General features: G+C 64.1%; 11 protein-coding genes. 1 reads left to right on the forward strand and 10 read right to left on the reverse strand.

Features of this window, described 5'->3' with window-relative positions:
- Window positions 1-29 precede the first annotated feature (29 nt).
- From J2X76_RS11875 to J2X76_RS11920, 10 genes are all read right to left on the reverse strand, one after another.
- A complete protein-coding gene (locus tag J2X76_RS11875) occupies window positions 30-1,673 on the reverse strand; it encodes an ABC transporter substrate-binding protein (RefSeq protein ID WP_113130335.1) in 1,644 nt (547 codons plus the stop codon).
- 50 nt (window positions 1,674-1,723) lie between these two features.
- The gene (locus J2X76_RS11880; protein ID WP_310216161.1) at window positions 1,724-2,773 is read right to left on the reverse strand and encodes a dipeptidase; all 1,050 of its coding nucleotides are present in this window, start codon (window positions 2,771-2,773) and stop codon (window positions 1,724-1,726) included.
- Window positions 2,774-2,865: 92 nt separating this feature from the next.
- Window positions 2,866-3,543 carry a phosphoribosyltransferase gene (locus J2X76_RS11885; RefSeq protein WP_310216164.1) on the reverse strand — a complete coding sequence of 226 codons (678 nt, stop codon included), beginning with the start codon at window positions 3,541-3,543 and terminating at the stop codon, window positions 2,866-2,868.
- A gap of 9 nt (window positions 3,544-3,552) precedes the next feature.
- A complete protein-coding gene (locus J2X76_RS11890) occupies window positions 3,553-5,340 on the reverse strand; it encodes an adenine deaminase (RefSeq protein WP_310216166.1) in 1,788 nt (595 codons plus the stop codon).
- Window positions 5,337-6,281, reverse strand: a complete 945-nt coding sequence (locus J2X76_RS11895) for a nucleoside hydrolase (protein ID WP_310216169.1) — start codon at window positions 6,279-6,281, stop codon at window positions 5,337-5,339. Before J2X76_RS11895 ends, J2X76_RS11890 begins: the two co-directional genes overlap by 4 nt.
- Window positions 6,282-6,293: 12 nt before the next feature.
- The gene (locus tag J2X76_RS11900; RefSeq protein WP_310216171.1) at window positions 6,294-7,319 is read right to left on the reverse strand and encodes an ABC transporter ATP-binding protein; all 1,026 of its coding nucleotides are present in this window, start codon (window positions 7,317-7,319) and stop codon (window positions 6,294-6,296) included.
- Window positions 7,312-8,094, reverse strand: coding sequence for an ABC transporter permease (locus tag J2X76_RS11905; protein WP_310216174.1), 783 nt, complete (start codon window positions 8,092-8,094; stop codon window positions 7,312-7,314). The genes J2X76_RS11900 and J2X76_RS11905 overlap by 8 nt, the downstream gene beginning before the upstream one ends.
- Entirely contained in the window at window positions 8,091-8,933 is an 843-nt protein-coding gene (locus J2X76_RS11910; RefSeq protein WP_113130342.1) for an ABC transporter permease, read from the reverse strand. Before J2X76_RS11910 ends, J2X76_RS11905 begins: the two co-directional genes overlap by 4 nt.
- Window positions 8,934-9,181: 248 nt before the next feature.
- On the reverse strand, window positions 9,182-10,216 hold the full coding sequence (locus J2X76_RS11915) for an extracellular solute-binding protein (RefSeq protein ID WP_310216176.1): 1,035 nt from the start codon (window positions 10,214-10,216) through the stop codon (window positions 9,182-9,184).
- Window positions 10,213-11,304, reverse strand: coding sequence for a LacI family DNA-binding transcriptional regulator (locus J2X76_RS11920; RefSeq protein WP_310216179.1), 1,092 nt, complete (start codon window positions 11,302-11,304; stop codon window positions 10,213-10,215). The genes J2X76_RS11915 and J2X76_RS11920 overlap by 4 nt, the downstream gene beginning before the upstream one ends.
- A 155-nt stretch (window positions 11,305-11,459) precedes the next feature.
- Between J2X76_RS11920 and J2X76_RS11925 the strand changes: the two genes are divergently transcribed.
- Window positions 11,460-12,887, forward strand: coding sequence for an amidase (locus J2X76_RS11925; protein ID WP_310216181.1), 1,428 nt, complete (start codon window positions 11,460-11,462; stop codon window positions 12,885-12,887).
- Window positions 12,888-12,962 lie beyond the last annotated feature (75 nt).

Below are 12,962 nucleotides of genomic sequence, written 5' to 3' on the forward strand. Positions count from 1 at the left end.
GATCAAGGTCAAGGAAGCGGCCTTTCAGGCTATTCCTTCGACACCGTATAAACGAAGTTCGTATCGAAGCTCGGGCCAAGCTTGAAGTTCTTGAGCTTGGCCGAATAGCCGGCAACTTCAGTCTGCTGGAAGATGAGCACGAACGGGCTTTGCGCCAGAACCTTCCGCTGCAGGTCTTCATAGATGGCGGCGCGCTTGCCCGCATCCTTTTCGAGCAGCGCACCCTTGGCCGCGTCCGAGAGATCCTTTGGAACGTCCCAGGCATTGCGCCAGGCGAGCGTCTTGGTCTTGCCTTCGTCCGAATTGTTGGGGTTGATCGTGAAGGTCTCGGCGTTGGAGTTCGGATCGAAATAATCCGAGCCCCACTGGCCGATGTAGATGTCATGGGTGCGGGCACGGAACTTGGTCAGCGTCTGCTTGCCGTCGCCTGGGATGATCTCAAGCTTGATGCCGGCTTGCGCCAGCGTCTGCTGCACGCTTTCGGCAATGCCGGTCACCGGCTGATTATTCCGCACGTCCATGGTCACCGTGAAACCGTCCTTAAGACCTGCCTTTGCCAGCAGCTCCTTGGCCTTCGCCACGTCCAGCTTGTAGGGATTGTCGTTGAGCGCGCCGAGCTGGCCCTTGGGAAGGAAAGTCTGGTGGATCTCGCCGATGCCCTTGATCAGCGTCGCGCCGATCGCCTCGTAATCGACGAGATACTTAAAGGCTTCGGCCACTTCCGGCTTGGCCAGGTTCTTGTTCTTCTGGTTGAGGCTGAAGTAATAGACCGTGCCCTTGGGCGCGGACGTGAGCTGGATGCCGTTCTTCTTCTGAACCGCATCGAGATCGCCCGGCTCCAGGTTGCGGGCAACGTCGATATCGCCGTTTTCAAGGGCCAGGCGCTGGCCCGAGCTTTCCTTCATGTGACGGTAAATGACCCGCTTCAGCTTCGGCTTTTCGCCGTAATAGTTGGGGTTGGCTTCCATGATGACGGCTTCGTTTGCGCGCCAGGCCATCGTTTTGTACGGGCCGGAGCCGGCATAGCCGGTCTTCATCCATTCATTGCCGAAGTCCGTGTCGTATTTGTAGTCGGCATTCGGCGTCACCTTCTTTGCATGTTCCATCACGACCTTCTTGTCGACGACGGAAGCGACCGTGGCGGTCAGCACGTTCAGCACGAAGGTCGGAGCATAGGGCTTGTCGACAGTGAATACGAAGGTCGCGTCGTCGGCGGCCTTGGCCTTGTCTGCGACATTGTCGCCCGTCAGGCCGAACTGGGTGAGCAGGAAGGCCGGCGACTTGTCGAGCTTGACCGCGCGTTCGAAGGAATAGGCAACATCGGCGGCAGTGATCGGATTGCCCGATGCGAATTTCAGGCCGGATTTCAGCTTGAACGTGTAGGTGAGGCCGTCGGCGGACGTCGTCCAGCTCTCGGCCAGGTCGCCGATCACCTTGGATGTATCGGCCGGATCCAGCATGACGAGCTTGCTGTAGCAATTGGCCGTGATCTCGGCGGTGGACAATTCGAACGCTTCGCCCGGATCGATCGTGATGATGTCGTCGATCGCAAAGCCTTCCACGAGCGTATCGGCCGGCGTCGCGGCAAAGGCCTGGGGTGCCGCAGACAGCAGCAGCCCGAGTGCCGCGCTGGTGGACAGTACTCGAAGGCTCTTGTTGAGCGAATGGATCATGGTTCTATATTCCCCTGGTTTTATTTGTTGGACCTCTGGGGAAAACGGCCCTATTCGTGCCAGGCCTTCCCCAAAACTCTCAGCCAGTTTTCCCGGCACAGCTTTTTTAGCTCTGCGTCAGCGTAGCCCGCTCCCTTGAGCGCCGCAACCAGATTTTGATTGCCCGCAGCGTCATGTATTTCCTGCGGAATCGACGCGCCGTCGAAGTCCGATCCGAGCGCCACGTGATCGATGCCCATGCGCTTCACCATATGGTCGACATGGCGCACCATGTCGGAGATCGGCGTCGCGACATTGTCGCGGCCGTCGGGGCGCAGCATCGTCACGGCATAGTTGAGGCCGACGAGACCGCCGCTTTCCTTGACCGCATCGAGCTGCCGGTCGGTGAGGTTGCGGGCGACCGGCGTCAGCGCATGCGCGTTCGAATGGCTGGCGATCAGCGGCTGGTCGGAGGTCTTGGCGACATCCCAGAACCCCTTCTCGGTGATATGGGCGAGATCGATCAGGATGCCGAGCGTATTGCAGGCCCTGACCAGTTCGAAGCCGTGGTCGGTGAGGCCGGGGCCGGTGTCGGGCGACATCGGAAAGGCAAACGGCACGCCATGGCCGAAGATGTTGTGGCGGCTCCAGACGGGGCCAAGCGACCCCAGGCCGGCGGCATGGAAGACTTCGAGATTGTCGAGGTCCGGATCGATCGCCTCGCAGCCTTCCATATGCATGACGGCTGCGAAAATGCCCTCTTCCATAGCCTTGCGGATCTCGGCGGTCGAACGGCACAGCCGCCAGGCGCCGGCGCGGTCGAGGCGCAGCGCGATCGATGCCTTTTCGAGCGCGATCGTCAGCGAGGGAAGATAATCGAGCGGGGTGGAGAGCGGCGTGACGTAATGGCCGTTCTGATCCGGCTCTTTCAGCACCAGCTCGCCCGACGGGATATAGATGGCGCAGAGACCGCCGGCCAGGCCCCCGGCCTTGGCCCGCGGCCCGTCGATATGGCCGCTCGGGGTGCCGTTGACAAATTCGGCAATCGGATCGCCGCCGGCCTTCATGTTCCGCCAGAGCCGCAGGAGCACGTCGTTATGGCCGTCGAACACCAGTTCCATGAAGTCTATTCCCGATTTTCTTGTGAAAGTTCCAAGGTGAGCAATGCGCCGATCCTAGCCAGCCCCTCCTCTTTCGCAAGCCGGAAAACGCGTCAGGCCGCCCAGCTCCCCTCACCCGCCTTTTTCAGCATCGGGGTTCTGAAAACACCGGCGACGCGCGGTCGCCACTCTGCGCCGAAGGCATCGAGCTTGTCGTGCCAGCGCTCCGATTGCAGCATGGCGGCGCCGATGACGACCGGTTCGATGCCGAGCGAGGCCATCAGGGTCAGGCCGGAGACGATCGAGGTGCCGCTGGAGATCACGTCGTCGACCAGCGCGACGCGCTTGCCCTTTATCAGCGGCAGCATGCGCGGATCGACATAGAGGCGCTTCTGCTGTTCCGGTGTCGTAATCGAGGAGAGCGGCACGGAGAGGCTCTCGTCGTACCAGAATTTTCGCGAGGTCCCGAGCGGTACATAGCGCGCATAACCCAGGGCCCGGGCGACGGCAGCGGCAAGCGTCAGGCCGAGCGTCGGCAGGCCGACGATCACTTCCGGGCGAAACGCCGCGAGCTTCGGCGCGAGATCGGCGGCAAGCGCGTCCTGAACGTCGAAACTCGCCTGGTTGATGATCAGCGAGGCGAGCGCATGCTCTCCGTCGGCAAGCGGCCGGATCGGCAGCCGGATCTGTCGGCCGTCCTCGAGCGTCGCCGGGAAGAAGCCGGAAAACGGCCCTGCCCGATCGAACGAACCCGCCGGATGGACGTCCTGCCAGAAATCATGCGGCTGCATTCGCTTTTCCTATTCGAGAATTTCGAGGATCGGCGATTCCAATAGCGTGCCGGTGGCGACATCGGCAATGCCGCGATCGGTCTGGTGCGGGCCGGGATTGCAGGCAAGCGTCGCGCCGAAACAGGCCTTGAACACGAGATAGGGCGGCTGCCAGTCGACGAGACGGTCCATGACGGCACGGATGTTTCGAAAACCTTCGGCAACCTCCGCCATCGGCGCTTCGGAGACGAGGCCGGAGAGCGGCAGCGGCAACAGTACTTCCACCTTGCCGCCGGTTGCGACCGCCATTCCGCCGCCGGCTTCGATCACCGCGTTGGCGGCCGCGGCCATGTCGGCCGGATCGGATCCGAAGACGGTGAGGTTGTGGCTGTCATGGGCGAGCGTGGTGGCGAATGCGCCCTTCCAGACGCCCCAGCCGGTCAGGAACCCAAGACGGGTGCGGCTGTCGGCACGGCCGTGGCGGTGGGTCACGGCGATCAGCGTCGCGCCCTCCGGGGGTACCACGTAACCATCGACGACATCCGCATCCGTCTGCCCCCAGTTCGTGAAGCGCGGACGATCGATCGTCGCAAGCCTGACTTTGCGGCCCTCGGCAGGCAGCTTGAAATCCTCCGCCCGGAGCGGCTGGAGCTTCACCGAGCCCTGCAGGAGAGAGGGATCGGTCGCATGAAGCCCGACCGTCATGACCCCGTCCCGCGCGATCCGCATGCCGCTGGCGAAGACGTGCCGGGCGCGAAAATCCTTGAGGTCGTCGAAGAGGACGATATCGGCCCGGCGGCCGGCGGCGATCAGGCCGAGGTCGGGACGACCGATGCGAACCGACGCATTGAGCGTCGCCGCCTGCAGCGCCCATTCCGGTTTCATCCCGTAGCGCACCAGCCGGCGCACCACGTCGTCGAGGCCACCGCCCTGAACCAGATCGTCAGGAAACACGTCGTCGGTACAGAGCGTCACCGTCTGCGGCAGGTGGCCGAGCGTATTGAGCGCCTCGACGAATTCCGGCAGAAGGTGATCGTGGGAACCGCGCATCTCGATGGTCAGGCCGGCGCGCAGCTTCGCCATCAGGTCGGCGCCGGAGACCAGCTCGTGGTCGGAGGTGATGCCCGACGCCATGAAGGCCGCCAGATCCGGGCCGGCCAGGCTGCGGGCATGGCCGCAGACGAGCTTTTCGGACACCAGCGCCGCCTGCACGATGGCGCTCATGCGCGGGTCGCGGTCGATGACGCCGCGCATGTTCATGACTTCGGCAAGCCCGCCGATCTTCGGCCAGAACAACATTTCCTCGATGGTGGCGGCGTCGAAATCGGCGCCGGCCATTTCCAGGCCGGGCGCGGACGGCACGCAGGACGGCGCCAGAACGACGGCGCGCAACGGCAGCGGCTTCACCGCCTCCAGCGCCCAGGCGACACCTTCGGTCCCATGCACGTTTCCGAATTCATGCGGATCCCAGACGATGGTCGTCACCCCGCGCGGCAGCACGGCGCCGGCATAGGTCGCCGGCGTCACCATCGAACTTTCGATATGCATATGCGTGTCGATCAGGCCGGGCGAGATGAACATGCCCGTCGCATCGACGATCTCCATGGCATCCGAGCGCGTGCCCGCCTCGTGGACGCTGGCGATCACCGGCCCGACAAGGCCGATATCGGCGGGGCGCAGCTCGCCCGTCACCATATCGACCAGCGTGCCGCCCGATATCAGGATGTCGAACGGCGCATCGCCGCGTGCCGCGGTGACGGCGCGATCACGCAAGCCCGGTTCGGTGAATTCCTGTACGCTTGAGATGATGTTCTTCACCAGCTCGCCTCCGCATGCAATGTCTCGAGAATGATCGCCTTCGCCTTCTCGACGTCAATCTCGACGCCGTAGGCCGCATTGAATTCGCCCCGCCCGGCGCGTGTCTCGATCACGGTGCGGCCCCGCGTCAGCGTGCCGGAAAGTTCGATGTCGAGCCGTGCCTCGCGCCAGGTAACGTGTTCGGGAAAGGCGAAGGCGACGGCCGCCACCGCATCGTAGAGCGCCATGGCCGGACGGCCGCGGCTGGTGGCGATCGCCACGAAACCGGCGAGCAGATCGGCGACCAGTTCCGCATTGCGCCCGCCGGCAGCCCGGATCGGCGCAACGTCTTGCGGTCCGCAGAGCACCTTGCGACAGAGATCGAGATCGATCATCCGCAACGGGATCTTGTGGGCGAGCACGATCGCCAGCGCTTCCGGATCGGCAAAGGCGTTGAACTCGGCGGATGCCGTGTGATTGCCGGTGGTGACGCCGCCGCCCATCCAGGTGAGGTCGGTGATCCTTGCCGCGAGATCCGGCCGGGCCAGCGCCACCGCCGCGATATTGGTGAGCGGACCAAGCGCCATGATGCGGCGCTCGCCCTCTTCTTCTTCGCCATCCTCCCTGCCCTTTTCGAGCCAGGCGCAGAGCGCTTCGAATGCGTCGGTATGGAACGTGTCGGGGGCTTCCGGCAGGGCCTGGCCCGCAGTCGGGATGCCGCTCTCGCCGAGAATGCCGGTTGCGGTCTCCAGCCTCGCCAGCACCGGTGCGGCGCGACCGGCATGCACCGGAAACGGCCAGACGAAGGCCGATGCGGCGCCGGCCGCGTTGCGCCGGACATGTTCCAGCGGCGCATTGCCGAAGACCAGCGAAACGCCGTCAATGCCGAGCCCGGCATGCGCCGCGACCATGATCGCGGCGACGTCGTCGAAGCCCATGTCGGTGTCGATCCAGATGCCCATGTCAGCCGCTCCTTACACGAACCGCGACAGCGGCGCGGCCTTTTCGGCCGGCAGATCGAAGGACAGCCCGGCGCCCAGCGCATGCGCCGGCTGGCTCGCCTCCACCTCGGCCTTGATCGGGCCGAGCGGGCTATCCAGCAGATACTCCCTGCTGTCGCCGGCAAAGGATGTACCGCGCACGGTGCCCTGGAAAGGACCTGTCCCCAGGGTCACCATACGCGGCCGCCAGGCAAGACCCGCCGCTGAAGGGGTCTTGCCCGAGAGATCGACCAGACCTGCGCTGGTCTTCATCTTTCCGTTTTCGAGCGGGAAAATGTTTTCGAACCCGACAAAGTCCGCAACGAAGGACGATGTCGGGCGGTTGTAGATGTCTTCCGGCGAACCGATCTGCTCTATCTTACCGCTCTTCATGACCACAATGCGGTCGGCGAGCGCCAAAGCTTCGGCCTGGTCGTGGGTGACGAAGATCATCGTCACGCCGGTCTCCTTCTGGACGCGCTGCAACTCGGTGCGCATGTCCAGACGCAGTCGGGCGTCGAGATTGGAGAGCGGCTCGTCGAGCAGCAGAACCTTCGGCTCCATCACCATCGACCGGGCAAGCGCCACGCGCTGCTGCTGGCCGCCGGAAAGCTCGGCCGGCTTGCGGTTGGCGAAGGTCGAAAGGCCGACAGACTTGAGGCCGGACTGGACCTTGGCATCGAGCTCAGGCCCGCGCATGCCCTTGAGTTTCAGCCCGAAGGCGACGTTCTCGTAGACGGACAGATGCGGGAAGAGCGCATAGGACTGGAACATCAGACCGACGGCGCGTTTGTTGGCGGGCACGCGGGTGATATCGGCGCCATCCAGGCGCACGTGGCCGCTTTTCACCGCCAGCAGGCCGGCGATCGCCCGCATCGTCGTCGTCTTGCCGCAGCCGGAGGGGCCGAGCAGCGCGATCAGCTCGCCCTTGCCGATGTTGAGATCGAGGTTCGCGACAGCGACGGAATCGCCATAGGCGAGCGTCAGCTTTTCGAGAGAGAGATAGGACGCATCAGACATAGCGGGAGAACCCCAGGAAACGTTCGGCAATGAAGACGATGCCGATGGAAAGGAAGGCGAGCAGCGAGGAAAGCGCCGCGACGGACGGATCGAAGACGATTTCCATATAGGCGATCATGTCGACCGGCAGGGTGCGCACGCCCGGCCCCGACAGGAACAGCGAGACCGGCACCTGGTTGAAACTGGTGACGAAGCCGAGGATGAAGGCCGACATGATGCCGCCGCGGATATTCGGCATCACCACCCGGAAGAAGGCGCCCAGCCGCGACGAGCCGAGCAGCACCGCCGCTTCCTCGATATCGGAGCGCAGGTTGTCGAGGCTGGCCGACACGACCCGCACCGCATAGGGCAGAACCAGCGCCGTATGGGCGAGGAACAGCGCCGGCGTGATGCCGACCTGGAAGGGCACGACGATATAGCGCAGCAGCGCCAGCCCGACGATGATGCCCGGCACGATGATCGGCGCGGAAACGACGGTGCGCACGATTTCCGCACCCGGCAGCTTGTAGCGCGACAGCGCATAGGAGGCCGGGATGCCCAGAACCAGTGCCGCCGCCGTGCCGCCGATCGCCAGGAACAGCGACATGCCGAACGAGGCGCGGAAACTCTCGACCGTGAACACCTTGGCGATCCAGCGCAGCGAAAAGCCCTGCGGCGGGAAGGCGAGCGTCTCGCCGGCCGAAAACGAGGCCGCGACGATGATCAGGAATGGCCCGATCAGGAAGGCGATCACCAGCAAGAGCGTGATCGGGATGAAGAGGCTGCGCGCCGTCATTGCGGGCTCCTCTGCTTGTTGCGCGCCGTGGCGACGCGCTTCAGGAGAATGTTGGCGGCAAAGCTCATGACGATCAGGATGAAGGCGATGACGCTTGCGGCGACGAAATTGTTGGAAACCGAAACCTGCTGGTAAAGCAGCGTTTCCAGCATCAGCACCTTGGAGCCGCCGAGGATGGCAGGCGTGATATAGGCGGTCAGCGAGCCGGTGAAGACCAGCGTGCCGCCGATCACGAGGCCCTCCTTGGTCAGCGGCAGCACCACCTTCCAGAACACCTGGAACCAGTTGGCGCCGAGCACCCGGGCCGCCGGTATCGCGTCCTTCGGCATGTTCTCGAGCGCCGAGATCAGCGAGATGATCATCAGCGGCAGGAAGAGCTGCAACAGGCCGATGAAGATCGCCGTCTCCGAAAACAGGATGCGCAGCGGCGCTTCGGTGATGCCGAGCGCCTGGAAAGCCTGGTTGACGATGCCGGTCCGGCCGAGGATGACGATCCAGGCATAGGTGCGGGCGACCGGCGAGATCATCAGCGGCAGCACGACGAGGCCGGTGACCTTGCCCTTGGCGCCGGGCTCCAGGCTGACGATCGCGAACGCCGCTGCATAACCGATCACCGCCGAGGCGATGGTGACGAGAGCGCCGAGCCTGAGCGTGCGCAGAAAGACGGCCTGGTTCAGCGGATTGGAGAAGAAATCCGTATAGGCGGAAATCGTCCAGCCGCCGGCGGGCGCGCGAAATCCATCCGACAGCAGGATCACCACGGGCACGAGAAACACCGCCGCCGCGAAGATCGCGGCCGGCAGCGCAAGCGCCAGCGCTTCAGTCCTGTTCTGGAACATTGGTCGTCTTTCTCCTGCGCCGTCCGGTCCGGACGGCTTTGATCTTGATCTAGTGCGTGCCCCTCATCCGCCCTGCCGGGCACCTTCTCCCCGTCGGGACGGGGAGAAGGACACGAGCGGCGGACTCTTCGAGCCCGTCTTCCCTCCGGCGAAGGAATGGGCCGAAACGGGGCGGCATATCCCTTCTCCCCGCGAGCGGGGAGAAGGTGGCGGCAGCCGGATGAGGGGCACGCCGCAGATGGAAAGGCTTACTGCCCCACCTTCTCGTTCCAGGTCTTGAGCCAGCCGGCACGGTTGTCGAGGGCGACGGCGGACGGGATCAGCTTCAGGCTCTTTGCCGTTTCCTCGCCATAGGTGAGGTTGTTGGCGATCGCGTCGGAAAGCTTGACGTCCTTGTTGGCCGGGCTGTCGATCAGCTTTTCGGCGAGCTTGGTCTGAACATCGGTGGACAACCAGTAATCCATGAACTGCAGGGCGAGCTCCTGGTTCTTGGCGCCCTTGGTGAGGATCATGACGTTCATGCCGCCCGTCTGGCCTTCCTTCGGCATGGCCCAGGCGATCGGGAAGCCGAGCTTGGTGAACGGAGCCCAGGTGAAGCGGCCGATCGGCGCTGCCCAGATTTCCTCCTGCTGCATCAGCTGCACGAGCTGCGAGGATTTTTCATAGAAGGTGACGAGCTCGCCCTTCTTGGCGCCGACGGCTTCGATCGGAGCCTTGAGGTCCGGCGTGTCCTTGCCGAGAGCCTGGCCCAGCATGTAGAGCGCCGGCGGGCCCTGGTTGGTGGTGACATTAGGCCATGCGACATGGCTTGCATATTCCGGCTTCAGGAGATCCGCCCAGCTTTCGATCTTCATCTTGTCGGAACGATAGGCGATCGAGGTGGCGTAGAACGTATAACCGACGCTCATGCCGTCCTTGTTCGGGTCCTTGGCGACGTCATAGAGCTTGCCGAAATTGGCGAGCTTCGACGTGTCGATCTTGTCGATCAGGCCGGCGCGGGAGGCGGCGAGCGCATCCGCCATCGACACGACGGCCATGTCGACGACCGGGTTGGCCTTGTTGGCTTCCATCTTGGCAATGCGTTCGACGCTGTTGCCGGTCTCGACGACCAGCTTGCAGCCGCAGATCTTCTCGAAGGGTTCGTAGACGATCTGCTTGTATTCGTCCTGGGCGAGCGCATAGACGGAAATCGTCAGCGTCTTCTGCTGGGCGAGCGCCGGGGTTTGTGCGGCGCCGATGGTAAGCATCAGGGCGGCGCCGGATGCGAGAATGACCTTGTTCATGATTTGAGTTCTCCTGCTGTCGGCTTGTTTGGGGTTCTGGCGTCTGAACTGGCATGTAAATTGGCAGTGCCCGTCGACTGGCGTACGACGAGCTGCATCGGGACCCGGTCGGTCTCGGAGGTCACCCTGCCGGCAACAACCTCGTTCTCATCGCCCCCCGGCTCGCCCTCGGATTCGATGGCCCGCATGAGCGCCGCGATCGCGAGATCGGCGATGGCAGCCATATCCATCCGCACGGTGGTGAGTGCTGGGGTCACCACCGGCGACCAGATGAGGTCGTCGAAACCGGTGACGCTGACCATTTCCGGCACGCCGATGCCGGCGCGCTGCAGCTCGGTCAGCGCCCGAAGCGCCGAAAGGTCGGAGACCGCCGCAAAAGCCGTGAACCCCGCCGCCGCCTTGTCTGCGAGACCGAGCGGGCAGCCTTCGCCGGAGACAGCCTCGACCCTTTCGATCCACATCGTCTCGCATTCGGCGTCCGGGCCGAGACCGGCCTTCAGCCCGCCGATCCGGTCGTTCTGCACGTTCGAGGATATGCTGGTGCCGATCAGCAGGACCTTGGCGTGGCCCAGCTCGGCAAGATGCCGGCCCATCTGCGCACCGCCTTCCCAGTGGTCGGCAGAAACCGTGTTGCCGGGGGTGGAGGGCGTGTCGATGACGGCGACCGGGCAGCCGATATCGGCGATCCGCGTGCCGCGCCGGGGAACGATGACCATGCCATCGACGCCGCGTTCCAGAAGCCGGCCGATCGCTTCCGTCTGGGTGGCGATGTCGCCGCGGGAGTCGGCGATCAAAACGCCGTAGCCGGCATTCGAGGCGGCGTTCTCGATCGCCTGGGCGATCTGCGGAAAGAGCGGATTGGCAATGTCGGGTAGCACGAGGCCGAGCACGCCGGTACGGCCGGTGCGCAGCGCCCGCGCGGTGAGGCTCGGCACGTAACCGAGTTCGATTGCCTTGGCGCGCACCTTCTCGATGAGCTCCGGAGAGACCCGCCCCTTGCCCGAAAGCGCATTCGACACGGTCGCAGCCGACACGCCAAGCGCGGCGGCGATTGCGCTCATGTTGGAGCCGGGACGGGGTGAAGCCATGATAGTCTCTGATTAAACGTTTAAGCACGCATACTTTGATGAAAAGGCTTTGTCGAGTCGTTTGTAACTACCGGCCGACCAATATCCCCACATCCTGCCTTGACTCTTTGGCTTCGACCAGTGGAAATCCTCAAGGTATTCACGAGGGAAGAGCGATGCGGGACGACGAGATCACCGGACTTTCGGCGACAGCCCTTTCGGAAGCGATCCACGACGGTCGGACCTCCTGCGTTCGGGTAATGACCGCCTATCTCGACCGGATCGACAGGCTCAATCCGGCAATCAACGCGATCGTCAGCCTGCGCGGCCGGGACGCGCTTCTGGCCGAGACGGCCGAATGCGATGCCGAGCTTGTTTCCGGAAAATCGCGCGGCTGGATGCATGGAATGCCGATCGCCATCAAGGATCTCTGCGAGGTGAAGGGCATCCGCTGCACCTACGGCTCGCCGATCTTTGCCGACTTCGTGCCCGACAAGGACGAGGTAATGGTCGAGCGCATCCGCGCGTCCGGCGCGATCATCATCGGCAAGACCAATACGCCGGAACAGGGGCTCGGCTCGCAGAGCTACAACCCGGTGCACGGTGTCACGAGAAATCCTTACGACCTGACCAAAACCGTCGGCGGATCGAGCGGCGGCGCGGCGGCGGCCCTTTCGGCGCATCTCCTGCCGGTCGCCGATGGCGGCGACCAGATGGGCTCGCTACGCAACCCCGCCGCCTTCAACAATGTCGTCGGTTTCCGCCCAAGCTTCGGCCGCGTCCCCTCCTCCCTGAAGCCCGAAAGCTTCCTCGGCCAGCTTTCCGTGCTCGGGCCGATGGGCCGCACCGTGCGCGATGTCGCCGCCCTGCTTTCGACCCAGGCCGGCTACGATCCGCGCGATCCGCTGTCCCTGCCGACCGAGGACCTGACGCCGCGGGAAGGCCGCGATTTTTCCGGCGCCCGCATCGCCTGGCTCGGCGATCTATGCGGTTACCTGCCCTTCGAACCCGGCGTGCTCGACCTCTGCCGGGCGACGCTGCCGGTCTTCGAAAAGATCGGCTGCACCGTCGAAAATCTCGTGCCGGATTTCGACATGGCCGACGTCTGGCGCTCCTGGACGACACTGAGAAGTTGGCTGACCGCCAGCGGCATGCGCGACAATTACGACGATCCCGCCAAGCGCGCCAGGATGAAGCCGGAGATCATCTGGGAAATCGAACGCGGGCTCGACATGAGCGCCCGCGAAATCCATTTCGCCTCCAAGCGCCGCAGCGCCTGGTATCAATATCTGCTGACGGTGTTCGACAGTTACGACTACCTGATCCTGCCCGCCGCCCAGGTCTTCCCCTTCGATGCGGAAACCCACTGGCCGAAGGAGATCGCGGGGCGGACCATGGACACCTATCACCGCTGGATGGAAGTCGTCATCCCCGCCTCGATGGCCGGCCTGCCGGTCGCCGCCATGCCCGCCGGTTTCGGCGACAACGGCCTGCCCGCCGGCATCCAGATCATCGGCCGCCCGCGCGCCGACAAGGCGGTGCTGGAGATCGCGCTGGCTTATGAGGAGGCGACGGACTGGCTGGGTAGGAGGCCGACGCTTTAGCCGCGAGGGCCCAACGGACTCCCTCTAATCTCCCCCCTTGAGGGGGAGATGTCACGAAAGTGACAGAGGGGGGTG

This window comes from Neorhizobium sp. 2083, assembly GCF_031455615.1.
Lineage (GTDB): Bacteria > Pseudomonadota > Alphaproteobacteria > Rhizobiales > Rhizobiaceae > Neorhizobium.